The organism is Pontibacter chinhatensis, assembly GCF_900113285.1.
GTDB lineage: Bacteria > Bacteroidota > Bacteroidia > Cytophagales > Hymenobacteraceae > Pontibacter > Pontibacter chinhatensis.
In genome coordinates this window covers 402,599-429,431 of sequence record NZ_FOOT01000004.1, presented here as the reverse complement: position 1 = coordinate 429,431, position 26,833 = coordinate 402,599, and the positions used below count along the sequence as shown (strand labels likewise).

Here is a 26,833-nt window from a genome sequence, read left to right as displayed (position 1 = left end):
TGGCGCCTGTTGCTTCTTATAGGTTTTACCGGCTTGGTAGCTTAGTTTTTAGGTAGTTTTCCTTCTGCCTGCATTTTCTGGATGATACGCATGGCAACTTCCTGACCGTACTGCTGCCCCTTCAGCATCGACTCCTGCATAACCAAAGGTGTTTTTTCCAACATCTTCTGCCCGAGAGGGGTTTTGTACAGGGCAATCATGTCTTGGATATCCTGGTGCGTGTAGTGCTTGTCGTATATCGGGATGTTCAGGTTGACAAGATCCTCAGCCGTGAAGGCTTTTTCAAACTCGTCCCACAACTCTGCCGGAACCGATGTATTTGTTCTGCGCATGGATTCCATACTTGTTTTGATGGCCTGCATGCCGAGTTCCCCGGCCTTGGTCAGGTGGAGCAGTTCCCGGATGTCCTTGATTTTGGCGTTGTCCTGTGCGAAAGCCGAGGCACAGCTTAGCAGCAACACCAGCGTGAGGGTGTAAAGTTGTTTCATGAACGTTAAAGTATAAAAGATAAAAAATTGCAGCTGGCAGAGGGGATGGGGGGGTTGCCTATGGAGCGGAAGTGGTCTGTTTTCATGTGGAGTAGTAGGGTCGTGCGCGGCTGCAAAAGTAGGGATATATTCGTCTTTTTATACAATTAGGGAAGCTAAAAGAAACCGCTCCCAGTAGAGGGGTATGAAAAAGTGAACCTCTGTTCCTAAGTATGCGCTCCTGAGAAACAGAGGCTATATGAATGTAGCAACCAGCTTATTCCATTTCTATACTTCCGGCAGACCAGTAGAGGAAGGTGCGGGCCTTGGCATACTTTGCCCGTAACGTATAAAGCTTTGCCTGCGCCTCCATCAGCTTCATCTCGCGGGAGTTCACCAGAAACAGCGAGCTTTCGCCGCTCTGAAAGCGGGTTACTTCGCCGTTGCGCAGGGTGTTAGCGTTTGCCACCATTTGCTCCTGCAGCCTGATCTGCTCCTCCAGGGCCAGCCACTCGTTGTAAGCGGCCAGTATGCTATTCTCCACCTCCCGGGCGGTTTGGGTTAGCTCCAGGGCATTGGCCTGCTGTTTGGCCTTGGTAAGCTGCAGCTTGCCGCGCTCCTGCCGCAGGAACAGGGGCAGGCTAAAACTGAGGCCCAGTTTGTAGTTCTCTCCTATAAAGCTGCGGTCTATGGCCTCGGGCCTCATGTAAAAGTCGCTTTGCAGCAGGTTATACTCTGCATTTAGCTTGGGCTTGAGCTTGTCGGCGGCTACGCGCCGGTCCAGTTGTAACTGCTGGCCTTTCAGGCTGAGCTTGCGCAGGTCGGGGTGGTTGGCTTTTGCTGTCTCTAGCAGCTGCTGCAGGTCGCTCTGCGACAGCGACGCGATCTCGCTGCCGGTAAGAGCGGGTATGGTTTGATCCTGCAGCTCCAGCGGCGTTTCATCCTCGGCCCACAGGTGGGTGGCCACTAGCAGGCGGGCGTTGTTATAGCCCAGCAGGGCCTCCTGTAGCAGCACCTGCCGTGCCTGTACCTCTGTCAGCGCCTCCACGGTGTCTATGGCGGCCAGGTCGCCTTCCTGCACGCGGGCGCGCACCGCCTTCAGCCTGAAGTCAGCCAGCTCGACTGCCTCCTCGTAAAGCTGTACCTGCCGGAAGTATAAAAGCCAGTCCCAATAGTCTTTGGTAGCCTGCAGCAGTAGCTTGTTGATGAGTTTAATGCGCTCTGCCTCGGCAATTTCCTGCATTAAGCGGGCCTGCCGTATGGTGGCGCGACGCTCGTCTATAAACAAGCCCTGGCCCAGCGGCACCGAAATCCCTACAGAGCTCAACCCCTCGGAGGGAGTATAATCCATGGGATTCAGGTTGGAGCCTGTGTTCTTGTCGAAGCCCGCCTTCAGCTCCGGGCCAAACCACAGCGGTACCTGCAGCGTGTTGCTCCAGAGGTTGTAGTATTCTTTGCCCCCAAACTCCTTGCGGTATACTTTGCTGGAGATAACCGGATCGAGGGCGCCCCGGGCAATGCGCAGCTCCTGGCGTGCCTGCTCCGTCAGCAGCGCCGCCTGCGAGGCTACCGGGTGGTGCAGCAGGATGAGCTGGTGAAACTCCTGCAGCGTGAGCACCTGCTGCGCGGAGTCCGGCATCTGCGCAGCAGCACGGCTTGTGCCAAGTATAAACAAGGCAGTAAGGGCTACAAGGATGGTGTAAAGGATGCGCATGCGAAGGTTATTCCTTTTGAGAGACGTCAGAAGTCTTTTTTCCAGTGGCTGCAGGGGCTCCCTGGGTTTCAGTATAGTCAGGTGGGAAGTTGTTGAGCTGGCGCCAGATCTCATACCAGATCGGCACCTTTTTCAGCATCGCCCAACCGTATACCCCCGAACCTACACGGAGCGGCTCAGGCCAGGACGCCTCATCGGAATCCGGCACTACCAGCATGCGGTAGCGGCCGTTGGTGCCGGTGTTGTCTATTACAGCCACCCGGCCCCCAAAGGTGCCAAAGGTAGCTCCTGGCCAACCTGAGAAGACGATGGTGGGCCACCCCTCAAACTGCAGGCGCACCTCATCGCCGGGTTTAATGAGCGGCAGGTCCAGGGCATCGATGTACAGTTCCGCGGCCAGCTGCGGGTCGCGCGGCATGATGGTAGCCAGCGCCTCACCTTCCTTAATTGTCTCACCGATACCCGCTTTCAAGGTTTGTACCACATAGCCATCCTGGGGCGCCACAATTTGGTAGTACTGGCTGCGGATGCGGGTGCTGCTGAGCTCATTCTGTAGCTTGGCCATGTCTGCCTGCGTGGCAAATGTGTAAGAGCGGGTGGCGCTGAGTTCGGCCTCGGCCTTGGCAACCTTATCGCCATACTCTGCCTGCAGCGAGTTTAGCTCGGTGCGGGCGTTCTGCAGTTCGGCCTGTGCGGCCTCATACTTATTAATGAGCGAGAGCAGCTTGGCTTGCGCTTCCTGTAGCTTCAGGCGGCGCTGCTCCAGCTCCGTCAGCGACTTCAGGCCCTGCTTATACAGGTTCTCCTGGCGCTCAAACTGGGCCTCGGCTATAGTCAGCTCAGTACGCTGCGCCACCACCTCCATGCTGTCGCTTTGCAGCTTCAGGCGTGTTTGGCCCACCTTGTTACGCGCCTTCTGCAGGCTAAAGCTCAGGCCCTCGCGCAGTGCCTTTATCTGCTCCTGCATGGCCCTCTCCTTGGCCAGGTTGGCTTCCATGGCTCCCTCTTTGGCCTGCACCTGCTCCTCCAGGCGCACGAGCAGGTCCGGGTCCATGTACTTTTCCTTCACCTCCGACAAGCTGGCAATAGTGTCGCCCTTCTTCACGTAAGCCCCCTCCATCACGTGCCACTGCTCGATGCGGCCTGCAATGGTTGCCTCTATGGTTTGGGGCCTGTCCTGTGGGGTTAGTGCCGTAAGCGTTCCCTGCGAGCGGATGTTCTGCGTCCAGGGGAGGAACAGCGAAAGGATAATAATCAGGAAGATGCCGCCGAGCCAGTACGTAAGGGTGCGGCCCAGGCGCGGCGTCTGCACCTCCGCCATTACCTCCAGCTCGTGATCTGTGTTATCCATCTTGTTTAGCTCTGAAGCCATACTTTAGCCGGTTACGTCTATTAGTTCCTGCATTACTTCCAGGTGCTTTATCTCTTCGTAGTGTCCGTCGGCAGCCAACTGCCCGTTTTGTAGCAGGAGTGTGCGGTCGCACAGGCGCATGATGTCTTTGTCGTTCGATACGATGATTATGGTCCAGTCGAACTGTGGGGCGGTGAGCAGGCGCAGGAACTCCAGCCGCTCCTTCTTCTCCAGCCCTGCCCAGTAATTGTCGACAATCAGGAGCTTAGGGCGCCGCACCAGGCTGCGGGCCATCACTATCTTACGCGCGATGGTGCCTGGCAGGCGCATGCTGCCGCCCGTGAGGCTGGCCTGCAAGCCGCCCGGCGTTGTGTGCACAAAAGGCGCCAGGCCTGTAATCTCTACCGCCCAGAGCACGTCCTGTATGGGCAGGTCGCGGCCCAGCGTAATGTTCTCCAACAGCGTTCCGTCAAACACCTGCTCCTTACCGATGTTGTCGCCGGTCAGGCTGCGCAGGTTGCCCTTGTGAAGGTCGTGCATGGAGATACCGTTAAAGGATAGACTTCCCTCGTAGGACGGCAGCAGCCCAAGTATAATGCTGATCAGGGTGCTTTTCCCGGAGCTGTTGAAGCCTGCCAGGCAAACACGCTCAGAGGGTTGTATGGTGAAGTTAAGTCCCTCCAGTGCTACTTTTTTGGTATCCAGGAACCTATAGCCTAGGTTACGGGCATGTATGCTCAGCCCTCCGTTCAGGGGCAACTCATCGAGCTTAATCCCTTTAAACTCCTCAACCGGCAGATCGCTCACCAGCCCGAGCTTGTCCAGGCTCGTCATCACATCATACACTGTGTCCAGTTTCATGATCACCTTCTCCACCGCGTTCATGATCATGATGATGATGATCTCAGAGGCCACGAACTGGCCGATGTTGATTTCCTGCTGCACCACCAGGATACAGCCCAGCACCAGCAGGCCACCCGTAATAAAGGTCTTAAAGCCCACAAAGCTATAGTACTGCGTCATGAGCACTTTAAAGTGCTCCCGGCGCACCTTAAGGTAGTTCTTTACATAGCTGTTGGTGCGGTCCATGGGCAGGTTAGTGTGTCCTACCAGCTTAAAGGTGCTCATGGAGCGGGCCATTTCCTCGAGCCAGGCCACCATCTTATACTTGTATGTGGACTCTTTTATACTTGTATCGATGCCCTTGCCCCCCGTAAGCCAGATGATCAGAATCAGCACGATGAACAGGATCAGGCCCAGGAAAATAAAGTATGGGTGGTAGAGCGACAGCAGGAGGAGGCCAAACACGATCTGTATCACCGCCGTGGAGAAGTCCACCAGAATCTTGGCCAGGCCCTTCTGCAGCGTTACCACATCAAAGAAGCGGTTCATGAGCTCCGGTGGGTTATACTGTAGCAGGGCCTCCGGCTGGAAGCGGGGGATGCGGTAGGCAAACTCGGAGGCCGTTCGCGCAAACAGGCGCTGCTGGATGAACTCCACCAGCCAGAGTTGCATGACCTGTAACCCGCCCACAATCAGCAGGGCCAGCACAATCAGGCTTATCAGCACGACTACCGAGGTGGTCACCTGCCCGCTCGACACGAAGCCGATGATGCTTTGTATGCCTAAAGGAACCATCAGGGTGATGAGGCCCGCGGCGATGGCATACACGTACATGTACAGAATCTCCCGGCGCTCTATAGACAGCAGTTGCAGGAAGCGCTTGGTAGGCGGCAGTTTCTTGTTCGTTGAATTAGCATCCATTTAATTCCGGAGGTAAGGGGATTAGGAGTTGTCTACTGCCGCAAAAACCAACTGTTTCAGGAAGGCCACTGTTTCTGTGTACTTCTCGGAGCGGACGTTTGTGAGCGAGGGCAGGTGCTGCGCAAAAAATAGTTGCTGGTGCGCCGCCTCAAGCACGGTGCTCATCAGGGCGTGCGGGTAAGGATAGTCCGGGTTTATCTCCAGCACGATCTGGGCCAGGCGTTGGCACAAATGCTTCATCTCCAGGAAATAACCTTCCTTGTTCTCGGCGTCCACTTCTTTGGTGTGGTATACTTTGGAGGCTTCTGCCACTACTACCCGGTGCAGAGCACGCTCATCAATGTGCAGTACCGTAGGGTCATCGGCCTCACCGGCTCTGGCAATCACCTCAATGGCCCGGCTCAGGCGCTTGCGCGGGTCGGCAATGTTCCGTGTCTGTAGGGTGACCAGGTAGTGCAGCCAGGCCCAGTACCAGGATGCCAGGTATACCAGCAGTTTGTGCTTGTTCTCGAAGTAGCGGTAAATGGAGGCCTCCGTGGAGCCCATTTCGGCCGCCAGCTTCTTAAACGTGAAGCCCTCGTAGCCCAGCACATCCAGCAGCCTTATACTTTCGGCAATAATCTTTCGGCCAAGCTCGGTGCCTTCGGGCTCCCGCAGGTACGATCGATGTTTCAGGTTTATCTGGATACTGGTTGCCATATATAAAGTATACAGTGCGCGTCTTTGGTTATACTTCCCACGAGCAACTGCTCTAAAAATGTAACGAAAGCTTTTATTTGTAATAGTATTACTATCAAAAAAGTTTAGCCTAGCGCCTGATTTTTTTTACGGTTTACAGGGCGAGGCCAAAGCCCAGGCCGACAATACCACCCTCTGTTGCGACTGACAACCGCTCAACAATCAAGAATAAGCTCTACCTTTGCACCTTGCTTATGCCGTACGTATAGGCAAGGCAAAGTATAACACCGCTACACCATGAAGTTTGAAGATTACCGCATTTCCGACGAGATAAAGAAAAGCCTGAGCAAGCTGGGCTTTAAAAGACCGACTGACATTCAGTTTAAGGCCATCCCGCCCATCATGAAAGGGGAGGATGTGCTGGCCATTGCCCAAACGGGTACAGGCAAAACGGCTGCTTTCGCTATTCCGGTGCTCGACAGGCTGCAGTTTAGCAAAAACCGCAAGCGCGGCGATGGCATCAAGTGTGTGGTGATGGTGCCAACCCGGGAGCTTGCCCTGCAGATAACCGAAGTATTTAACGAGATTGGCCGCGGAACCCGCGTGAAGACCTTTTGCGTGTTTGGCGGCGTGGAGCAGGGGCCGCAGATCGCGAAGTTGGAAGAGGGCATTGATGTGCTGGTGGCCACGCCGGGCCGCCTGTTCGACCTGGTAAGCCAGGGGCACTTGCACCTGCACCGCGTGGAGGTTCTGATACTGGATGAGGCAGACCACATGCTGGACCTGGGCTTTATCCACGATATCCGCCAGCTTACCAGCAAGCTGCCCCGCAAGCGCCAGACGCTGTTCTTCTCGGCCACCATCAACGAGAAGATAAAGGAGCTGGCCTACTCGCTGGTGAACAAGCCGGTGCGCATCCAAATCTCGCCCAAAGACCCGGTGTCGAAAAACGTAGACCACTCGGTAATGTTTGTGGAGATGGACGACAAGCGCTTTTTCCTGGAGCGTGTGGTGAAGGAGAACCCGGAGAAGAAGATTCTGGCCTTTGTGCGCACCAAGGTGCGCGCCGAGCGTGTGGTGGCAGCCATGGACCGCGTGGGGATAAAGGCAGAAAGCATACACGGTGGCAAGGAGCAGCAAGACCGCCTGGAGGTTATGCGCCGGTTTAAAAAAGGCGAGGTGAAACTGCTGATTGCAACCGACGTGAGCGCGCGCGGCATAGACATACCCGGCGTGGAGTATGTGGTGAACTATGACCTGCCCGAGCAACCGGAGAACTACGTGCACCGCGTGGGCCGGACCGGCCGTGGTACCGAAAAGGGCATTGCCGTTAGTTTCTGCGCCTTGGAGGAAAGACCCATACTGGAGGAGATACAGCAGTATCTAACTAAGGATATCAAAGTGCTGGAAGTGGAGAAGGATGACTACGAAGCCACGCTGGACTTCAGCGCAGATGCCAAGTATGACTGGAAGGCCCTGCTGAAAGAGGCTGAGGAGGGAGAGCAGAAAGCCAAGGCAGCCAAAAGTAAGAAGGCAAAAGCCAAGGCAAAAAAGAAAAAATAAGCAGGCGCTTTTGCCATTGCCGGGGCCGGTGCAAGTATGAGTTGCGCCGGCCTCTTGTTTTTGCACCGATAAGTTCTGCCTTTTTGTAGATAATAAAGGGCGTTTGGTCGGTGTTTGCTAACAAGTGTTCGTTTAAAACATGCTTGTATGGTGCTGTGGCAGCTTTTGCTGGTTGCTCGTACCTTTTGCTAAGTTTTAAAAAAATTGTATTAAAATAAACTGTTTGGCTTTACTAATTACAGTAACTTTCGTATAATAAATTGTAAATAGTCTTTAATAAGTTTAAAGGTATTTGCCCGGTTCAAAGTTTTATTTAGCAAGAAAGGAGCGTGAGATGAGACGACACACAAGAACTTCTACAGGGGCAATTTCCGACACATGGAACTACAGCTTGAACACTGTAAGCAATAGCCTTGGCTTCACCCACGAATTTACTGCCGCCCTTGAGCAAGGGCTGTTGGACGAGGAGCGCGTACTGCGCAAGCATAGGTTGGAAAAAGAGCACAACGCAGAGGTGGAACCCATTTACCCAAGCTGCTCTCTGGACGAAAGACCTAGCACCACAAACGCGGTTTAACACCATCCGCCGATTAACTACTACTTATGCAATTATGGGGGAGCAGCCGCCGCCACGCCGATGCGCGTGGGGCGGCTGTTTTCATTTAAGGCTGCATCCACAGTTGCACAAAGCCATTCCGGAAGCTCTTGCTCTCCAGCACGTGCAGCTGTTTCTCCGGGGTGCCTTGGGCAAACAGGGGGATGCCGTCCCCAAGTATAACGGGTACATAGGTGATGATGAATTCATCTATCAGGCCCGCCTTTAGCAGGAGCGTGTTTACCTGCCCTCCGCCAATCAGCCAGATGTTCTTTCCCTGCTGCCGCTTTAGGTTCCGAACAAAGACGGTAGCATCCTCCTGCACAAACTGCACATGGGCTGCGTCGGCATGGGGGCTGCGGCTAAGCACGTAGTTTACCTTGTCGGGGTAGGGGAAAGGCATGTCGAAGCCAAGTATAACCTGGTAGGTCTTGTAGCCCATCAGGGTGGTATCTATACTTTGCAGCAGGGCGCCATATCCGAAGTCCTCGCCCTCCAGACTATACCTTTCGTCATGCAGCCAACTGGTGTCGCCGTTCGGCCGGGCTATGTAGCCATCGAGGCTGGTGGCGATGTAAAGTATAACTCTGCGCATATGTGGGCGGGTTACCGGGAATTGTCTCTGAAGACGAGCTTCGTGAGCTTGAAGAAAAAGTCACGGTTGTCTGCCACGAGCCGGTAGCCAACCTCAGCCACTTTGCCGGCCAGCGGCAGGCGGTGGTACAGCCAGTTCCAGGTGCTATGGCCACTCAGGTGCAGCAGGGCAGCCACGGCCTCAGCGCCGTGCAGCCGCTGCCCATACTTTGTAAACAGGTACACCGACTTTCGGAACTGGGCATGCGTGGTGCCGCGGAACTCCTCTGGTAGCTCCTGGAAAGGAGTATACTTCACCTTATTACCGGTTTTGCGGCGCCACCTGTTTACCCAATACTTACAGAAACTACAGTCGCCGTCGTACACCAGCATGGGGTGCGTCAGGCCTGATGGGTTAGTATTGGCCATGCTGCCGCTCCTCATGCCCGCACCCGTTGTACCCGAGGGCCGCGTTCAGCGGGCACCAGCGCAGCATGCCGGTAAGTATAGGTATCAGTCCGGCGGCCGCCAGCGGTTTAGAGTCATAGTAAGCCCCGATTCCGATCAGCGCCAGGCCAGCCAGCACGCGCGCTTTCTGCTCCACAATTCCTACGTTACATTCCATGGTATCTGAAGTAAATGCTTTTTGTTGTTATACTTCAGGGAGGGGCTTTTGTTAAGCCGTGGTAGCTTGTTATTGCGGTAGAATTATTTTTCAAACCAAGTTAGCCGGAAGGCGGGGTGTAGAATACTTCCACACATTGGGGAATTGCAGCACAGTGTGCAAGGCTTATTCTACAACCTGTGATTTTATGCTATGGCTTCTAAAGGCTAAAAATCAGCGCTATAGGCTTTGTTATGAGTTTGGCACGATTCTGTCACTATACCTGCCGAGTACGATTTTGAACCACACTACAATAGAACATGAAAACAACATTCATAATAGCAGCAGTAGGATTGTTAGGTTTTGCATCGTTGGATGCCGTTGCGCAGACGCAGGGCCAGAACCAAGGCCAGCAGCAACAGCAGACAGAGCAAGCCCAAGGTAACCGTGAGTTAGTAACTCAGGATAATTTGCCGGAGGCTGTGAAGAACGCTCTGAAAAGCGATGTATACAAAGACTGGACTGTAGGTGAAATCTACAAGGTAACTCCAGAGGAGGGCGCTGCCAACGCTGAGGTGGTTTACGAAATCACCATGACCAATGCAGAAGGTCAGGAAGGTGTTGTAAGAATGAATGAGAAAGGCGGTGCCGCCGATTCAGGTCAAGAATAACTGTGAACGTCATATAGTAAGCTTAAAAAAGCTCCATTCTGTGGAGCTTTTTTTTTGCCCCTACTCCTTCTGATTAGGCCAAATATCCCGAGGCTGTGTTTTGATTATCAGAAAATTATACTACATTCAATCCGCTTAAACGCTACTTTATGCGAAGCAGGATGCAGCAAACGATTGGAAAGGTGCCACTGGAGGCGCTGCTATGGCTTGTAGGGCTTACGCTGCTGGCGCTCATGGATCCCAGGGGCGATCATCTGCTGAGTCTTTGCCCGTTCAGCTGGGTGCTGGAGAGCGGTTGTCCAGGCTGTGGGCTGGGGCATGGCATTGCGTTTCTGGCCCGGGGCGAGTGGCGCGCATCGTGGGAGGCGCATCCGCTCACTGTTCCGGCAGTACTGTTGCTGCTATGGCGCTGCGGCAGGCTGCTGTACTTTCATTACCGTTATGTTTGAGTTAAAACCATCAAAATAAAACTATATGGCAAGTATACTCCACCTGATGCCGGACCTCGAACCGGATGAAATGGGTTATGTGCAGACCCTGGTGCAGCCCATGACCGAAGATGAGGCGCGCCAGTTCGCCAGTATTTACCGCTCCCGCCGGCGCGAGCCCATGCTGTTGCTGATCACCACGCTAATCGGATTCTTTGGCGTGGCCGGCATCCAGCGCTTCCTGACCGGGCAGATTGGTATGGGGCTGCTATACTTCTTTACCGGCGGGCTCTGCTTCATCGGCACCATCATCGACCTGGTAAACCACAAGCGGCTGGCTTACGAGTATAACGTGAAGGAGGCTGACCAGGTAGTAGCCATGATGCGCTACGGGCGGTAGTAGGCTCTGTTATACCTTAAGTAGAGGAAAGACATAAAAAAAGCGGCCAGGTACGTGTTATAGCATCTGGCCGCTTTTGAGTTTTAGGTTAAACCTTATTTCTGAACGGGCTCCACTTTGTAGCCCTGCTTGCGCAGCAGCGCCACAACGCCCTCCTCACCTGACAAGTGTGCCGCGCCAACGGCAAAAAAGGTGGGTTTGTCCTTCGCCATGCGCTCCATCACCGGTATCCAGTTTCGGTTGCGCTTAACCAGGAACGCCTCGTTGAACCTCCTGTATTCTTCTTTCGAGTAGTCACGCTGCATGAGTTCCTGCAGGCCCTTTAAGTCCTGGGCAAAGTATAAATCCACCATTTCGCTGTACTCGGCCCTGGATTTGGCCAGGTTGGTTGCTGTGCGGGTAACCATGTCCACATAAAACTTGTTGGGCAGCTCATCTACCACGGCCATTTGCTCCTGCACGGACTCTATACCCAGCACCTCCTTCTGCTGGCTGTGCGCCAGGTTCATCAGCTTCTGCTCATACGACTCAGGGGTGCACTCAGTAAGTACCGGTATCAGCATGGAGTAGAGTACAAAGGGTTTGAGGTTATCCACAAACTGCAGGTCTGCCCCATAAGTGCTCTTAAAAAGTGCTCCCACCGCCTCATACTCCTCCTTAGTGAACATGGCCTTCAGGGATTGCCCCTCCGGCAGGGTGGACAGCATCATGAATTGGGACATCATGTCCGGGTCGTCCATATCCAGCTCCAGCGATAATTGCTCCGTCTGCCCGAGCGCTTTCTGCAGCGTCTCCGAAATCACCATTTTGTCGGGACACACCGCGTGTATGGTGCCATACAGGTAAGACGGCTTTTTCAGGCCCTTGCCCGTGATTTTCCAGAGGAGCGCATTATCCTCCTTTCCACCGTTGGCGAGTGCGGGCATTAATTGTGTTAGCACCAGCAATAGCGCCAGCAGCAGGTGTAATCGTTTGTTCATAGGTTCTTTGGTTTTTGCTGTTGCAAACTAACACTTTTAGGCAATTAATTTCAGGGGTAAGGCAAAGTATAACTTTTACATAATTTAAGTGGTGATAAGCGTCGTATTAGTCTTGTCGGTATTCACTGGAAAAGGGCAGGAAACTCAGGCTGCAGAAATCTGCCTTTTTATGTTCCAAAACCTTTATATTCGGAAACTCAAATTCTAGCAGCATGAAAAACAGAACCATAGCCTTGCTTGGCGTCGCCTGCTTTATGTCAGGGGCTTTTGTGGCCAGAGTGGCAGATAATGCAATTACGGTGAATGTGCTGCAGGAGGCACAGAAGCTTATTGGCCTGAACTTTACGGAGGCTCAGCTCGACTCCACTGTTTCGGAGCTGGAGGACTTTCGGAAGAGCTACGAGGTGCTGCGCCAGCAAAACCTGCCCAACAGCGTTCCGCCTGCCCTGATGTTCAATCCCATTCCGGTAGGATATACTTTCCCGGCTGGTGAATCGGCTTTTGAGGTGGAGCGGCCGCAAAACGTAAAGTTGCCCAGAAAGCGCGAGGAGCTGGCATTTTATACTATCCCGCAGCTGGCCGAGCTGGTGCGCACCCAGCAGATCACTTCCGAGGAGCTCACCAAATTCTACATCGACCGCCTGAAAAAGTATGGCCCAGCGCTGGAATGCGTGACCACCCTGACCGAAGAGCTGGCGTTGCAGCAGGCCCGCCAGGCCGACCGGGAAATCAAAGCCGGTAAGTATAAAGGCATGCTGCACGGCATCCCGTTTGGGGTGAAGGATTTGCTCTCCACACGCACGTATAAAACCACCTGGGGCGCCATGCCTTACAAAGACCAATTAATTGACGAGGATGCCACAGTGGTGCAGCGCCTGCAGGAGGCCGGCGGGGTGCTGGTGGCCAAACTAACGCTGGGTGCCCTGGCTATGGGCGATGTATGGTATGGCGGCAAAACCCGTTCTCCGTGGGATGTGAGCAAAGGCTCCAGTGGTTCCTCGGCGGGTTCGGCAGCGGCGGTGGCAGCCGGTTTGTTGCCCTATGCCATCGGCACCGAGACCTTAGGCTCTATTGTTTCGCCATCCACGGCCTGCGGAACCACGGGGCTCCGGCCTACCTACGGCCGCGTGAGCCGCCACGGGGCGATGGCCCTGAGCTGGTCGATGGATAAAATCGGGCCGATTGCCCGCTCTGCCGAGGACTGCGCCATTGTGTTCAACGCCATCTATGGCCCCGACGGGAAAGACCAATCGGTGTACGACGCGCCCTTTAACTATACGGCGAGTATAAACCCGAAGAAGCTGCGCGCGGGTTACCTCAAGGATGACTTTGCCAAGAAGTATGGCTTTCAGGAAAACGACCAGGCAACACTGGAGGCGCTGCGTAAGGCTGGCGTAGAGCTAGTGCCGCTCTCCCTGCCTGACCTGCCGGTCAGCGACCTGCTGCTGACTATTTCGGTAGAAGGAGCTGCCGCTTTTGATGATCTTACCCGCAGCGGCCGCGACAGCCTGTTGGTGGCGCAGCATAAAAACGCGTGGCCCAACATCTTCCGCACGGCCCGCTTTATACCTGCCGTGGAGTATTTGCAGGCGCAGCGCGTGCGCACCTTGCTCGTGCAGCAGATGGAGGAGAAGCTCCGAGACGTAGACGTGTACATCAGCCCCTCCTTTGCCAGCACGAACCTCATGGTAACGAACCTGACGGGCCATCCGTGCGTGGTGGTGCCAAACGGCTTTCAGAAAAACGGCATGCCGACCACCATTACGTTTATGGGCAAACTTTTCGGGGAGGCCGAGCTGCTGCGCTTTGCCAGCTTCTACCAAAGTATAACGCCGCACGAGGAGCAGCACCCCAGCATGGACTTTGCCAAAAAGAAGAAATCCTAAAGTATAGCCCGCTTCGGTGGCAAGTATAGATTTCAAAGTATAAAGGACGCGTTTATACTTTGCTGTTTATACTTTTAATGCTTCGGATACTTTAGCCCTTGCTGCTAAGAACACGCTGCAAAAGTATCTGATGTCGCTACCACAAACATCAAGTGGTTCCTAAGTATAAATCGGGCTTAGCAAAGTATAGCTTACCTGTTTATACTTCACTGCCTATACTTTGCCCGCAGAAAAAGTATAAAACCGGCTGGAGGTACCAGTTACTGGAGGCGGTTTTTTGTTAACTTCTCTGTTTATACTTTATTTTGGAAATAGAACCTAAACCAAATCCTAATCTAATCTTTATAACCTAAACAGTGAGCATGCAACTGAAACAAAAGGCCGTGGCGTTTATGGCTTTGCTGCTAATCGGCAGCGCCGAGCTACAGGCGCAAAACAGTAAGCTGGAACTGAGCGTGGAGAAAATCATGCGCGACCCGAAGTGGATCGGCACCTCTCCAAGCAACGTGTTCTGGTCTGAAGACGGCAAGAAAATTTACTTCGACTGGAACCCCGAGGGCAACCGCAAAGACTCGCTCTACAGCGTGAGCGCCGACGGCCGAAACCTGCAGAAGGTAAGTGCCCGGGAGCGCCGCAGCCTGCCGGCCCAACGCGGGGTGTATAACCGCGCCCGAACCAAGAAAGTATACGAGCAGAACGGCGACATCTTCCTGTATGATGTAAAAACCGGCAAATCGCAGCAGGTAACCAACACCGTGGAGCGCGAGAGCAACCCGGCCTTCAGCCACAACGAGCAGAAGGTGGTGTATACCAAGGACAGCAACCTCTTTTCCTGGAGCATCGGCACAGGTCAGACAGCGCAGCTCACCGATTTCAGGAAAGGCCGCAAGCCGGCAGAGGAAGGCAAGAACCCGCAGCGCGACTGGCTGAAGGAGCAGCAGCTGACCCTGCTCCAGATTGTGCGTGACCGCAAGGAAGACAAGGAAGCCGCCGAGAAGCAGCAGAAACTGGACGCGCCGGCCCGCCCGAAAGAGATTTACATAGAGGATAAGATCGTGAGTAGCGTGGTGCTGGGGCCGAACGAGCGTTTTATCACCTACCAGTTGATCACGCGTCCGAAGAACGCCAAAGTGGCCATTGTACCGGATTTCGTAACTGCCTCCGGTTACACCGAGGACATCAACACCCGCACCAAGGTAGGCGATGCCCAAAGCACGTACGAGTTCTTTGTGTACGACACGCAGCGCGACAGTGCCTATGCCGTGCTGATGAACGACGTGGAAGGCATCTACGACCAGCCGGCTTACCTGCTGCAGCAGGAGGCAAAGGCCAGCGCGTCTACCTCTGCCGCCGACAGCAAAACCAAAAAGCCGGAGCCGCGTGCCGCAGCCATCTATGGCACCTACTGGTCCGACAATGGCAAACACGCCGTAGTGGTGGCCCGCTCCGCCGACAACAAAGACCGCTGGATCCTGAAGCTGGACCCGGCCACTTCGAAGCTCACCGTGCTGGACCGCCAGCGCGACGAGGCCTGGATTAATGGCCCGGGCATTAGCTATGGCCCTGGTGCCATCGGCTGGATGCCGGACAACGAGCGTGTGTGGTTCCATTCGGAAGAGAGCGGCTACTCGCACCTGTATGCCGTAAACGTGAACACCGGCCAGAAAAAAGCCCTGACCAGCGGCAAGTATGAGGTGTCGGACGTGCGCCTATCCAACGATAAAAAGCACTTCTACTTCACGGCTAACAAAGTACATCCGGGCGAAAAGCACTTCTACCGCATGCCGGTAAATGGCGGCGAGATGGTGCAGCTGACCAGCATGACCGGAGCGCACGAGGTAGAGCTGTCGCCGGACGAGAAGAAGCTGGCCATCCGCTACTCTTACAGCAACAAGCCCTGGGAGCTGTTTGTGATGGACAACAAGAAAGGCGCTAAGCCCAAGCAAATCACCAGTTCCCTGACTGATGAGTTCAAGTCATACGACTGGCGCGAACCAGAGGTGATCACCTTTAAAGCGGAAGATGGCGTGGATGTATACGCCCGCCTGTATCGTCCGGAAAATGCGGTGCAGAACGGTCCGGCCGTGATTTTTGTGCATGGTGCCGGTTACCTGCAGAACGCGCACAAGTGGTGGAGCTCTTACTTCCGCGAGTACATGTTCCATAACTTCCTGGCCGACCAGGGCTATACCGTGATGGATATCGACTACCGTGGCAGCGCCGGCTATGGCCGCGATGTGCGCACGGGCATCTACCAGTTCATGGGCGGCAAAGACCTGAGCGACCACGTGGACGGGGCCAAGCACCTAGTGGAGAAGTATAACGTGGACCCGAAACGCATCGGTATCTATGGCGGCTCCTACGGTGGCTTCATCACCCTGATGGCCATGTTCACGGAGCCGGATGTGTTTGCCGCCGGTGCCGCGCTCCGCTCCGTGACCGACTGGGCGCACTACAACCACGGTTATACTTCCAATATCCTCAACACGCCCTACACCGATAGCACGGCTTATGCCAAGAGCTCCCCAATCTACTATGCGGAAGGCTTGAAAGGCGCGCTGTTGATTTGCCATGGTATGGTGGATACAAACGTGCACTTCCAGGATGTGGTGCGGCTGTCGCAGCGTTTGATAGAGCTGGGCAAAGACAACTGGGAGCTGGCCGTGTACCCGGTAGAAGACCATGGCTTCACGGAGCCAGCCAGCTGGACGGATGAGTATAAGCGTATTTATAAGCTGTTTGAGCAGAATCTGAAAGGGGAAAAATAACACTCTTTTAGGTTTGTAAAAAAGGCGCGTCAGGCATAAGTCTGACGCGCCTTTTTTGTATTACCATCAAGTGATAACGTGTTACATATACTTTTCAGTATACATAAAAAGTATAATTACTCGCCTAATACAGGATGTAGGTAAGCCCCAAGCTTAAAAGGAGTTATAACAGAGATTTTCTATAGCGAAACGGCTACATATTTTCTCTGAACCACTTTTTTTTAACGATATGAGAAAAATGACAAACTGATCGCTAGGGTGTGGTAAGTGGTTTATCTACAGCAGATTGAATATGCAACAAACTTGCTTTTTACGTCAAAATTAAGGTTAGGTTAAGTTTTCGGGATGTTTTTTTTAAATGGCTATGGGAAGTGTTGCAACATCGACCTATATTTGAGAAACAACCATAAACTATTTTACCAATCAATCTAATCTAACTTTATGAGAAAAGTTCTATTATTTAGTTTGGTGATGCTTCTTACGCTTGTGAACCAAGCGTGGGCGCAAAGCCAAACTGTAACGGGTAAGGTGACCGACGCCAGCAATGGACAACCATTGCCAGGTGTTGCTGTCATTGTAAAAGGCACAACTGTTGGTGCAACCACAGGTGTAGAGGGGGACTATAGTGTGAGCGTGCCTGCAAACGGAACTACCTTGGTGTTCCGCTACATCGGTTACGAAACTCAAGAAGTAGCTATCTCCGGAAGAAGCACGGTTAACGTAAAGCTGGGCACTGATACCAAAGCCCTGTCCGAAGTAATTGTTGTTGCTTACGGTACAGCTGACGAAAAGTCTTTTACCGGTTCAGCTTCAGCTATCAAAGCAGAAGCCATCGAGAAGATTCAGGCAAACGACGTTACTAAAGCACTGGGTGGTTTAACACCAGGTGTACAGGTAGTGCAGACAAGCGGTCAGCCTGGTTCTACAGGCCAAATCCGTATCCGTGGTATCGGTTCAGTTGCTTCGTCTTCTACACCGCTTTATGTGGTTGATGGCGCCCCTTATTCAGGTGACCTGAACGCAATTAACCCGAACGACATCGAGTCTATGACGGTTCTGAAAGACGCTAGTGCAGCAGCTCTTTACGGCTCTCGTGCCGCTAACGGTGTAGTTGTAATTACAACTAAAGGGGGTAAAGCACCTCAGGAGCCTACTATCACTTTCGGTGCTACATTTGGTGTATCTGACTTTGCAGTAAAAGACTACAAAACAGTTAATCCAAACCAGTATTATGAACTGACTTGGGAGGCGCTGCGAAATGATGCTGCCACAGACCGTACGAAGTGGGAAGGTAAGTTTGCCTCTCCGGAGGAGTATGCTACAAAGAGTGTGGTTGGGCGTATTGCAGGCGCAGCTAACGGACAGCAGTATAACCCATTTAGCGATCCTGAGCCAGTTGGACTGGATGGCAAAATAAAGTCAGGCCTTACTCCTGCTTGGGAGGATGATTGGAGAGACGCTCTTTACAGAAATGCTACTCGTCAGGAGTATGACTTCGGTATCCAGGGAGGTAACGATAAAACGAACTACTATTTCTCCGGTAACTACCTGAACCAAGAGGGTGCGTTCATTACCTCAGGATTCAAGCGTTATACTGGCCGTCTTCGTGTAGCTTCTCAGGTTACCGACAAAATCAGATTCGGTGTAAATGCATTGATCGCAAATACAGATCAGAACAGCCCTACTACTGGCGGTACCTCTTTCCGTAACGTAGTTTCTTGGGGTAGAAACATTTCTTCTGTTTACCCAATCTACAGAAGAAGAAATGCGGATGGTACTTTTGTAACCAACCCATTTGAGTTTGACTTTAACACAAGCCGTCCGTACGGTGGTAACAGCAACCCTGTTGGTACTACAGAACTGGACATGCTGAAGCGCAACGTACTTACCTGGAGCCTGAACACCTTCGGTGAGGTTGAACTTCCATTGAACCTGAGGTATAAAACTACATTTGCTCTTACAGGAGACAACACTAAGGACTTTACGTTCTACAACCCGAACTACGGCGATGGCGCTGGTGTAGGAGGTCGTGGTACACAGTGGAGAAGCTCTTTCGTGGAGTATACCATCAACCACATCCTGAGCTACAGCAAATCATTAGGACAGCATCAAATTGACGCTTTGGGTGGTTTCGAGGCTTTCAACTATAAGTATGACTACCTGTATGGTCAAAAGACCAACTTCCTGGCGCTACCAGGCTTAACTGAGCTTGATAATGCTTCAACAATCAACGCGCTGAATAGCCAGTCAGACAGACGTTCGCTGCTTAGCTTCCTTGGCCAGTTGAACTATAACTTCCAGGACAAGTATTACCTGTCAGCTTCCTTCCGTCGCGATGGTTCTTCTCGCTTCCATGCTGACAACCGTTGGGGTAACTTCTTCTCGGTTGGTGGTTCTTACAGAATCTCGCAAGAGGATTTCATGAGCGCTGTTTCGTGGGTGAATGATGCCAAGCTACGTGCTAGCTACGGTACGTCTGGTAACGAAGGCCTGCTGACTTCTGGAGGTGCTGCTGACTTCTATGCTTACAGAGGTTTATACCAAACGGGATACAGTGATCTGTCTTCACCAGGTATCATTCTTTCTAAGTTAGAAAATGCTGCCCTGTCATGGGAGAAGCAGGCTGCCTTCAACGTTGGCCTTGATGCGACCATCTTTGACAGAGTAGATGTGTCGTTGGACTACTACGAAAGAACATCTAAAGACCTGCTCTTCAACAAGCCTCTTGCTCCTTCAACCGGTTTTACATCAGTATTCGACAACTTGGGTACTATGAGAAACAGAGGTGTTGAGATAAATGTGGATGCACGTCTTATTGATTCAGATAATTTCTTCTGGAGCATTAACGCCAACGCAGCTCATAACAAGAACGAGTTGACCAAGCTTCCTCAGGAAACTATCATGCAAGGTACTAAGCAGCTTAAAGTAGGTCACTCTATCTACGACTTCTACCTGCGTGACTTTGCTGGTGTAGATCCAGAAACTGGTCGTAGCCTTTGGTACATGGATGCTGAAGATGCGGATGGCAACACTATAAGAACTACTACTTCTGATTACGATGACGCTACTCGCTACTATGTAGGAACTGCTCTGCCTGATGTAACAGGTGGTGTTACAAACAACCTACAGTACAGAAACTTTGACCTAAGCGTGTTCTTTACTTACAGCATTGGTGGAGAGATTCTTAACACAGACTACAGTGGCTTGATGCACGGAGGCGATCGTGCCGGTACAAACTGGCACACAGACATCCTGAACAGATGGCAGAAGCCAGGTGATGTAACTGACGTGCCAAGATTAGGTACTGTGCAGGAACTGAACTCTAACGGTCAGTCATCAAGATTCCTTGTGGATGCTTCTTATCTACGTCTGCGTAACGTAACGCTTGGTTATACATTGCCAAAGACACTTCAGGACAAGGTTGGTTTGAAGAATGCCAGAATCTTTGTACAAGGTGACAACCTGTGGACAGCCTTCAAGACAAAAGGCTTGGATCCGGAGCAGTCGATTGATGGTATAACAGACAACAGATTCCCTGCTCAAAAGACTTTCTCTGTAGGTGTGCGCGCAACTCTGTAAGTATTTTTATAAGTAGAAGATAATGAATATTATAAATAAGAAATATATTGTAGCTCTGCTTGGTGCAACCCTAAGCTTAACTGCATGCGAGAAAGACTACCTGGAGGTAGTTCCTTCCAACGCCGTATCCTATGATCAGGCATACAGCACGAAGGATGGAATGGAGGCAGCATTAACAGGTATTATCCGCTTAATGCGTCAAGCCCCTGTTAACCAAGGTGCAGTAAGCCATGATAGCTATGGTGTTCCAGCTCTGATGATGACCTTCGATGTGATGGGACAGGATGTGATGGCTAACAGCAACTGGTTCGTGTTTCAGTATGAACTTGATAATAAGAATGCCACATACCGCGGTACCCGTATCCTGTGGGGGCATGCTTACAACCTGATCACTAACGCCAATAACATCATAGCCAATGCTAAGAACCTGCCAGATGCCACAGAAGGTGAAATAAAATCTTTTGAGGGAGAGGCTAAGGTGGTTAGAGCATTCGCTTATTTCAACCTGGCACGTGTTTATCAGCATACGTACCTAAAAGACAGAAATGCCCCTGCCGTACCTCTTATGCTTGACCCAGCTACACCACAGACTGAGGGAAAAGAGAGAGCTACTCTTGAGCAGGTATACACTCAGATATTAGCTGACTTAACAGAAGCTGAGCAGAGCCTTTCTACGGCACGTCCTAGCAAGAGCCGCATTAACAAGAATGTAGCACAGGGCTTACTTGCTCGTGTGTACCTGGAGATGGGAGAGTGGCAGAAAGCAGCAGAGTACGCAGCTAAAGCACGTGAAGGGTATCCATTGATGAGTGCAGCAACATACAAAGCAGGCTTCAATAACTACAGTAATGGAGAGTGGATTTGGGGTCTGCCACAGTCTGCCGATCAGAACAACGCATACGCTTCCTTCTATTCGTTCATAGATGGTCGCTATACAATCAGCAGCACTGGCAGCAGGGTATATGCCCGCAGAGGTTACAACAACCTCCGTGCAAATGATAAGTTCGTAGAGCTGTTCGATAAAAATGATGCACGCCGCGAGTTCCAGGAAGACGAGAAAGCCTTTACAACAAACAACGCAGGCGAGAAAGTATGGAACTCAGACCGCTATACCATCACCAAATTTAAGGACTTGGTAGACTTAGGCGGACATATTGTGCTGATGCGTTCTGCGGAAATGCTGTTAATAGAAGCTGAGGCTAAAGCTAAGTTAGGCGATTTCGTAGGTGCACAGGGCTTGCTGCTTGAGCTGCGTCGCAACCGCTATACTGATACTGCTTTAGTACTGCCTTCTGTGAACACTGGAGAAGCTCTTCTGGAGGAAATCTACACAGAGCGTAGAAAAGAGCTTTATGGAGAAGGATTCGGACTGTTCGACATAAAACGTCTGCAGAAACCACTTGTTCGTGAAGGTAACCATACTGCTAAAGTAGGTGTTACGCCAGCGAACTCGGATCTGTTTATTCACCAGATTCCACAGGGTGAGATAGATGCTAATCCGAACATGGTGCAGAACCCATAAGCATCCTATTTTGATGATTTAACAAAGGGCCGCCCATTGGGCGGCCCTTTGTGTTTAGATCGGTAGCCTTAAAAAGTGTACGTCATCAAAGCACCGTTAAAGTATTTACCCGACACAGGCATAAGGCTAATATTGCGCTTGTTCGTTTTCTTGTGCAGCTGCGGCACCAGTATGCCGGCCGCTGCGCCCATGGTATAGCCCAGCAGGTTGTCACTTAAAAAGTGTTTTCCGGCCTTCAGGCGCAGGTAGCCAACAGCGGCAGGCACTGCAGCCGCGGCAGCCCATACATAGGGGCGGGCAGGGGAGTCGGGGTTGAAGTCATGAAATATTTTGGCCGCAAAGAAAGTGGCACTGGCAGTGGCAGCTGTATGGCCGGCATAAAAGGAGTTGCGGGCGTTTGCGTCATTCTTATCCGAAATGTCGACATCCGGGCTGTACACTAGCGGGCGCTCGCGCTCTACGCTACCATTCGTCATGGTAAAGAATGCACCTGTCACAGCCATCGTCTCCACATAAAGTACCAGTACCTGACCAGCCTTGCTACCAACGTTGTCATTCAGGAGCATCAGAAAGGGAGTACCAAACGAGGCGTAAAATGGATAGTCGCTGATTTTCTTGGCGTTTTCCGAATCATACCCGGCCGCAAAACGATCAAAGCCGTTTACGTCACGCTTGCTCAGTGCCATAATTTCAGCCTCGCTTAGTCCGCTTTTATCCTGCATCAGCTTAAGGCCATAGGCACTGAGGCCCATGCCGGCCACTATAATGGGGGCATCCACTTTGAAGCTAGTCTTGTAAGGGGAGTCATCTTGGGCGTGTACTTGCCCTGCCAGAAAAGTTAAAAGGCAAAGTATAGTTAATAGGCGTTTCATATAGATTCTTTCAAATAATACAATTTGAAGTAAATGAACGGGGGGCGTTTTCAAAGGTTGTGTTGCTATGCTTGCTGCTCTCTGCCAAAGCAGGCTCAGATGGGGCGTAACCGTTATGCTGATAAATCATTACATGCCACTGTAGAGTGCCTGTAATCAGTTTCAAGTGTGGCAGATTTATCTTAGCTTTGTACCCGCTGCCAAAGGGGGCAGTCGGTTTATACTTTGTACCTAAACCCATCGAAAAATATGCCTTATTTATTTACATCTGAGTCTGTGTCAGAAGGGCACCCGGATAAAGTGGCCGATCAGATTTCGGATGCGCTGTTAGATGAATTCTTAAAGCAAGACCCGCAGTCTAAGGTAGCCTGTGAGACGCTTGTAACTACCGGCCTGGTGGTATTGAGCGGGGAAGTGAAGTCAGAGGCTTACGTGGACGTGCAGAAGGTTGCCCGCGATGTTATCAAACGCATTGGCTATACCAAGTCAGAATATATGTTTGATGCAGATGCCTGTGGGGTTATCTCGGCCATCCACGAACAGTCTGCAGATATAAACCAGGGCGTTGAGCGCGCCAACCCGGAAGACCAGGGTGCCGGTGACCAGGGCATGATGTTCGGGTATGCTACAGACGAGACAAACAATTACATGCCGCTTGCGCTGAGCATTTCGCACCTGCTGCTGCAGGAGTTGGCTGCTATTCGCAAGGAAGGCAAAGAAATGACCTACCTGCGCCCAGACGCAAAGTCTCAGGTTACCATCCGCTACAGCGATAACCACGTGCCCGAGAAGATTGATACCATTGTTATCTCTACCCAGCACGATGAGTTTGTGAAGGCGGATAACGATAGTACGGAGGCGAAAAACGAGGCAGAGCGCCAGATGCTGGCAAGGATTAAAGAGGATGTGGATAGCATTCTGATTCCGCGCGTACTGAAGCAGCTGCCTGAGCGTATCCAGCAGTTGTTCAACTCAGATATTATCTATCACATCAACCCGACAGGCAAGTTTGTAATTGGTGGACCGCACGGCGATACTGGCCTGACAGGACGTAAGATTATTGTGGACACGTACGGGGGCAAAGGTGCTCACGGCGGAGGAGCTTTCTCCGGGAAGGACTCTTCTAAAGTAGACCGATCTGCGGCATATGCTGCCCGCCATATCGCTAAAAACTTGGTTGCGGCCGGTGTAGCCAGCCAGGCGTTGGTGCAGGTGGCTTATGCTATTGGTGTGGCCAAGCCAGTGGGTCTGTATGTTACAACGTATGGTTCTACGAAAGTAAAAGACGCGAGCGGCAACATTATGAGCGATGGCGAAATTGCCGAGAAGGTAAACAAGCTTTTTGACATGCGCCCTTATGCCATTGTCCAGCGCTTTGGTTTGCAGAACCCTATTTTCTCTGAGACGGCTGCCTATGGCCACATGGGCAGAACACCAGGCACGAAGCAAGTAGAAGTACTTGTAAACGGCCAGAAAGAGGTGCGCGAGTTTGAGACCTTCACCTGGGAGAAGCTGGATTATGTAGACAAGATAAAAGCTGAGTTTGGCCTGTAATAAGGCTTGATTTGGTAATAAAAACAGCGGGGCCTGCTACAGAATAGCAGGCCCCGCTGTTTTTATACTTTCTGATAAGTATAAATCTTAGTGGTGGGCCATTTGCTTTTGCTTAAAGCGCTTTAGCTGGCGTCGCATCGCCTCAACGGCAGCGTCAGCGGCAGCTTCAAACGAGGGGGCGTCCTCCTGCGAGAATAGGGTAGAGCCTGGCACAAACAACTTGATCTCCACGGTCTTGTTGTCCACGCCATCCTTGTTGTTATGTTTAAGAAACACTTCGCCTTCCACAATGCGATCATAGAATGTTTCGAGTTTGTTCACTTTCTGCTGTACAAAGTCAGTAAGTTGTTTGTCTGCCTCGAAGTGGATGGAATGCATCTGTAGCTTCATATGCTTTACAATTAAAAAGTTAAACTTAATTATGCTTTCGGGTGAGCCTTCTCAAAAATTGATTTGAGTTGCTCGATGGAATTGTGCGTGTACACCTGGGTAGCAGCCAGGCTGGCATGGCCAAGCAGATCTTTGATCGCGTTAAGATCGGCTCCCTTATTGAGCAAGTGAGTGGCGAATGAGTGTCGCAGCACATGCGGGCTATTGTGTTCGGATGTGGTAATCAAGCTGATATATTTTTTTACGACACGATACACAAACTTCGGGTAAAGAGGCCGTGCTTTATTGGTAACGAGCAATTTTACCGAATTGTTATCACCTAAAAAATGCTTTTTCTCAGTTTTGTAGGCATCTAGCGCCAATAAGAGCGAGTCGTTCAGGGGTACGATGCGCTCCTTGTTACCCTTGCCCAGCACACGTACTGTTTTAGCACTTAGGTTTATGTCGGAGGCCTCGATGTTGATAAGCTCGGCAAGGCGGATGCCGGTGCCATACAGAAACTCCAGGATCAGCCTGTCGCGCTGTCCTTCGAAGGTATCCTCAAATGTAAAGCTGTCGAGTAGGTTGTTGAATGGCTCCTCCTGCACAAAGGCGGGTAGCCGCTTGCTGGCCTTGGGCGCCTTAATACGCAGCATGGGGTTTACCTTGATGCGTTCCTGCGCCAGCAAAAATTTGTAGTAGGAGCGGAGGCAGGCGATCTTCCGGTTGATAGAACGCGGCTTGATGTTGTTCTGCACCAGGGTCAGTATCCAGGAACGGATAATGGTGTGATCGGCCTCGGCGGCATCGGAGATCTGGTATACCTCTTTCAGGTAATCGGCAAACTGCCCCAGATCGGTATGATAAGAGGTAAGGGTATGCGGGCTATACCGCTTCTCGTACTGTAAATACTTGAAAAACAAATCCATACTTTAGTATACCTGGTCAGATAACCCAGGTATACTAAAGTATGGAAAAATAGTATATCTTGTTAGAGATACTAGTAGTTTTCGTTAGCAAACATCTGCTGCTTGTACACAGCTCTTTCTTTCTGCTTTCTTTTGGTAACAGAAGGCTTCTCGAAATACGCTCTTGAGCGCAGTTCTTTCAAAACACCAGTTCTCTCAAATTTCTTCTTGAATCTCTTCAGAGCACGGTCTACAGACTCGTTATCTTTTACGTTTACAATAATCATATTTTTCCTCGCTTCTCTTTGGATTTAGGGACGCAAATTTAAACAATATTATACTTAAGTCAATGCAAGCGCTAAATATTTATTAGCCAGCCATGTTTTATTTCCAAAAAGTGGCGCAAAAGAACGATACAGCTTTTTTGCGCCACTTCTTTATTTCAGGATGGCTCTGGAAATAACAAGCTTTTGTATCTCGCTGGTTCCCTCGCCAATGGTGCATAGCTTGGCGTCGCGGTAGTACTTCTCTGCCGGGTAATCCTTCGTGAAGCCGTAGCCGCCGAATATCTGTACCCCCTCATTTGCCACGCGTACCGCCACCTCTGAGGCAAAAAGCTTCGCCATCGCCGACTCTTTGTTCACATTCAGTCCGCGGTTCTTCATGTCAGCTGCCTGATACGTAAGCAGGGAGGCCGCTTCTACGTCTGTGGCCATATCGGCCAGTTTGAAGGCTATTCCCTGAAAGCTAGAGATGGGTTTGTTAAACTGATGGCGCTCCTTGGAGTAAGCTACAGCGGCCTCTAGGGCACCCTGTGCAATGCCCAGCGAAAGCGCCGCGATGGAGATGCGGCCACCGTCCAGCACTTTCATGGCCTGTACAAAGCCATCGCCAACCTCGCCCAGGATCTGGTCTTTATGCACGCGGCAGTCCTGGAAGATAAGCTCTGTGGTTTCGGAGGCACGCATACCCAGTTTGTCCTCCTTGCGGCCTGCGCTGAAGCCCGGGGTGCCTTTTTCGATAACGAAGGCGGTCATGCCATGTGAGTCGCCAACTTCACCGGTGCGCACTATTACGACGGCCACCTGGCCCGATTTACCGTGCGTGATAAAATTCTTGGCTCCGTTGATAACCCAATGATCACCGTCCTGTACGGCCACAGTGCGCATGTTGCCGGCATCCGAGCCGGTGTTGGGTTCTGTCAGGCCCCAGGCCCCGATCCATTCGCCGGTGGCCAGCTTGGGCAGGTATTTTCTTTTCTGCTCCTCGTTACCGAACGCCAGGATGTGTCCGGTGCACAGGGAGTTATGCGCTGCCATCGAAAGGCCGATAGAGCCGTCGATTTTGGACAGCTCTGCGATGGCTGTCACGTACTCCAGGTAGCCAAAGCCTGAACCGCCGTACTCGGTTGGCACAAGCACGCCCATCAGCCCCAGCTCGCCCAGTTGCCGGAACAGATCCACCGGGAATTCCTGGGTCTCGTCCCACTCACGCATCTTGGGTTTGATGTGCCTGGCGCCAAAGTCGCGAACCATGTCCGCAATCATGCGCTGGTTTTCAGTCGTTTTTAATTCCATGTAATAGTTT

Annotated in this window: 24 protein-coding genes; 10 read left to right on the top strand and 14 right to left on the bottom strand. The window is 51.9% G+C overall.

Annotated elements, in window-relative coordinates; all coding sequences use genetic code 11:
- Positions 1 to 41: 41 nt before the first annotated feature.
- The 5 genes from BM040_RS13985 to BM040_RS13965 all read right to left on the bottom strand — a co-directional run bounded on the left by BM040_RS13985 (position 42) and on the right by BM040_RS13965 (position 5,995).
- On the bottom strand, positions 42 to 488 hold the full coding sequence (locus BM040_RS13985; RefSeq protein ID WP_092102592.1) for a DUF2059 domain-containing protein: 447 nt from the start codon (positions 486 to 488) through the stop codon (positions 42 to 44).
- 256 nt (positions 489 to 744) lie between these two features.
- On the bottom strand, positions 745 to 2,181 hold the full coding sequence (locus tag BM040_RS13980; RefSeq protein WP_175491071.1) for a TolC family protein: 1,437 nt from the start codon (positions 2,179 to 2,181) through the stop codon (positions 745 to 747).
- A gap of 7 nt (positions 2,182 to 2,188) precedes the next feature.
- On the bottom strand, positions 2,189 to 3,553 hold the full coding sequence (locus BM040_RS13975) for an HlyD family secretion protein (protein ID WP_092102586.1): 1,365 nt from the start codon (positions 3,551 to 3,553) through the stop codon (positions 2,189 to 2,191).
- 3 nt (positions 3,554 to 3,556) lie between these two features.
- Positions 3,557 to 5,296: a peptidase domain-containing ABC transporter gene (locus BM040_RS13970; RefSeq protein WP_092102583.1), complete on the bottom strand. Its 1,740-nt coding sequence runs from the start codon at positions 5,294 to 5,296 to the stop codon at positions 3,557 to 3,559.
- 21 nt (positions 5,297 to 5,317) lie between these two features.
- Entirely contained in the window at positions 5,318 to 5,995 is a 678-nt protein-coding gene (locus tag BM040_RS13965; protein ID WP_092102580.1) for a TetR/AcrR family transcriptional regulator, read from the bottom strand.
- Between the two features lie 276 nt (positions 5,996 to 6,271).
- Between BM040_RS13965 and BM040_RS13960 the strand changes: the two genes are divergently transcribed.
- Positions 6,272 to 7,537 carry a DEAD/DEAH box helicase gene (locus tag BM040_RS13960; protein ID WP_092102577.1) on the top strand — a complete coding sequence of 422 codons (1,266 nt, stop codon included), beginning with the start codon at positions 6,272 to 6,274 and terminating at the stop codon, positions 7,535 to 7,537.
- 334 nt (positions 7,538 to 7,871) lie between these two features.
- Positions 7,872 to 8,114 carry a hypothetical protein gene (locus BM040_RS13955; protein WP_139217811.1) on the top strand — a complete coding sequence of 81 codons (243 nt, stop codon included), beginning with the start codon at positions 7,872 to 7,874 and terminating at the stop codon, positions 8,112 to 8,114.
- Positions 8,115 to 8,199: 85 nt separating this feature from the next.
- On the opposite strand, the gene BM040_RS13950 is transcribed toward BM040_RS13955, so the two are convergent.
- The 3 genes from BM040_RS13950 to BM040_RS13940 are packed head-to-tail and all read right to left on the bottom strand — an operon-like array spanning position 8,200 to position 9,330.
- Positions 8,200 to 8,727: a dihydrofolate reductase family protein gene (locus tag BM040_RS13950; protein ID WP_092102571.1), complete on the bottom strand. Its 528-nt coding sequence runs from the start codon at positions 8,725 to 8,727 to the stop codon at positions 8,200 to 8,202.
- 11 nt (positions 8,728 to 8,738) lie between these two features.
- Positions 8,739 to 9,134, bottom strand: a complete 396-nt coding sequence (locus BM040_RS13945) for a thiol-disulfide oxidoreductase DCC family protein (RefSeq protein WP_175491070.1) — start codon at positions 9,132 to 9,134, stop codon at positions 8,739 to 8,741.
- Entirely contained in the window at positions 9,121 to 9,330 is a 210-nt protein-coding gene (locus BM040_RS13940; RefSeq protein ID WP_092102565.1) for a YgaP family membrane protein, read from the bottom strand. The genes BM040_RS13945 and BM040_RS13940 overlap by 14 nt, the downstream gene beginning before the upstream one ends.
- A 299-nt stretch (positions 9,331 to 9,629) precedes the next feature.
- Here BM040_RS13940 and BM040_RS13935 point away from each other — a divergent pair, with 299 nt between their 5' ends.
- From BM040_RS13935 to BM040_RS13925, 3 genes are all read left to right on the top strand, one after another.
- Positions 9,630 to 9,980 (top strand): hypothetical protein, encoded by a 351-nt coding sequence (locus BM040_RS13935; RefSeq protein WP_092102562.1) that lies wholly within the window; start codon positions 9,630 to 9,632, stop codon positions 9,978 to 9,980.
- A 149-nt stretch (positions 9,981 to 10,129) separates the two neighbouring features.
- A complete protein-coding gene (locus BM040_RS13930) occupies positions 10,130 to 10,429 on the top strand; it encodes a DUF2752 domain-containing protein (RefSeq protein ID WP_245756220.1) in 300 nt (99 codons plus the stop codon).
- 25 nt (positions 10,430 to 10,454) lie between these two features.
- Positions 10,455 to 10,808, top strand: coding sequence for a TM2 domain-containing protein (locus tag BM040_RS13925; RefSeq protein WP_092102551.1), 354 nt, complete (start codon positions 10,455 to 10,457; stop codon positions 10,806 to 10,808).
- 95 nt (positions 10,809 to 10,903) lie between these two features.
- Here the strand turns inward: BM040_RS13925 and BM040_RS13920 are convergent, their stop codons facing one another.
- Positions 10,904 to 11,788 carry a TraB/GumN family protein gene (locus BM040_RS13920; RefSeq protein ID WP_092102548.1) on the bottom strand — a complete coding sequence of 295 codons (885 nt, stop codon included), beginning with the start codon at positions 11,786 to 11,788 and terminating at the stop codon, positions 10,904 to 10,906.
- 212 nt (positions 11,789 to 12,000) lie between these two features.
- Here BM040_RS13920 and BM040_RS13915 point away from each other — a divergent pair, with 212 nt between their 5' ends.
- The 4 genes from BM040_RS13915 (at position 12,001) to BM040_RS13900 (ending at position 21,543) form a co-directional block, all read left to right on the top strand.
- A complete protein-coding gene (locus BM040_RS13915; protein WP_092102545.1) occupies positions 12,001 to 13,674 on the top strand; it encodes an amidase in 1,674 nt (557 codons plus the stop codon).
- Positions 13,675 to 14,036: 362 nt separating this feature from the next.
- Entirely contained in the window at positions 14,037 to 16,442 is a 2,406-nt protein-coding gene (locus tag BM040_RS13910) for a prolyl oligopeptidase family serine peptidase (protein WP_092102542.1), read from the top strand.
- A 441-nt stretch (positions 16,443 to 16,883) separates the two neighbouring features.
- On the top strand, positions 16,884 to 20,021 hold the full coding sequence (locus BM040_RS13905) for a SusC/RagA family TonB-linked outer membrane protein (protein WP_092102538.1): 3,138 nt from the start codon (positions 16,884 to 16,886) through the stop codon (positions 20,019 to 20,021).
- A 22-nt stretch (positions 20,022 to 20,043) separates the two neighbouring features.
- Positions 20,044 to 21,543, top strand: coding sequence for a RagB/SusD family nutrient uptake outer membrane protein (locus BM040_RS13900; RefSeq protein WP_092102535.1), 1,500 nt, complete (start codon positions 20,044 to 20,046; stop codon positions 21,541 to 21,543).
- A gap of 68 nt (positions 21,544 to 21,611) precedes the next feature.
- Here the strand turns inward: BM040_RS13900 and BM040_RS13895 are convergent, their stop codons facing one another.
- The gene (locus BM040_RS13895; protein WP_092102532.1) at positions 21,612 to 22,415 is read right to left on the bottom strand and encodes a phosphatase PAP2 family protein; all 804 of its coding nucleotides are present in this window, start codon (positions 22,413 to 22,415) and stop codon (positions 21,612 to 21,614) included.
- A gap of 249 nt (positions 22,416 to 22,664) precedes the next feature.
- On the opposite strand from BM040_RS13895, the gene metK reads away from it, so the two are divergent.
- Entirely contained in the window at positions 22,665 to 23,969 is a 1,305-nt protein-coding gene (gene metK / locus BM040_RS13890; protein WP_092102529.1) for a methionine adenosyltransferase, read from the top strand.
- An 87-nt stretch (positions 23,970 to 24,056) separates the two neighbouring features.
- Here metK and hpf read toward each other — a convergent pair whose 3' ends face one another.
- From hpf to BM040_RS13870, 4 genes are all read right to left on the bottom strand, one after another.
- Positions 24,057 to 24,359: a ribosome hibernation-promoting factor, HPF/YfiA family gene (hpf, locus tag BM040_RS13885; protein ID WP_092102526.1), complete on the bottom strand. Its 303-nt coding sequence runs from the start codon at positions 24,357 to 24,359 to the stop codon at positions 24,057 to 24,059.
- A gap of 29 nt (positions 24,360 to 24,388) precedes the next feature.
- Positions 24,389 to 25,267 (bottom strand): tyrosine-type recombinase/integrase, encoded by an 879-nt coding sequence (locus BM040_RS13880; RefSeq protein WP_092102523.1) that lies wholly within the window; start codon positions 25,265 to 25,267, stop codon positions 24,389 to 24,391.
- A gap of 71 nt (positions 25,268 to 25,338) precedes the next feature.
- Positions 25,339 to 25,533 (bottom strand): 30S ribosomal protein S21, encoded by a 195-nt coding sequence (gene rpsU, locus BM040_RS13875; RefSeq protein ID WP_092102520.1) that lies wholly within the window; start codon positions 25,531 to 25,533, stop codon positions 25,339 to 25,341.
- Between the two features lie 150 nt (positions 25,534 to 25,683).
- Entirely contained in the window at positions 25,684 to 26,823 is a 1,140-nt protein-coding gene (locus BM040_RS13870) for an acyl-CoA dehydrogenase (protein WP_092102516.1), read from the bottom strand.
- Positions 26,824 to 26,833: the final 10 nt, after the last annotated feature.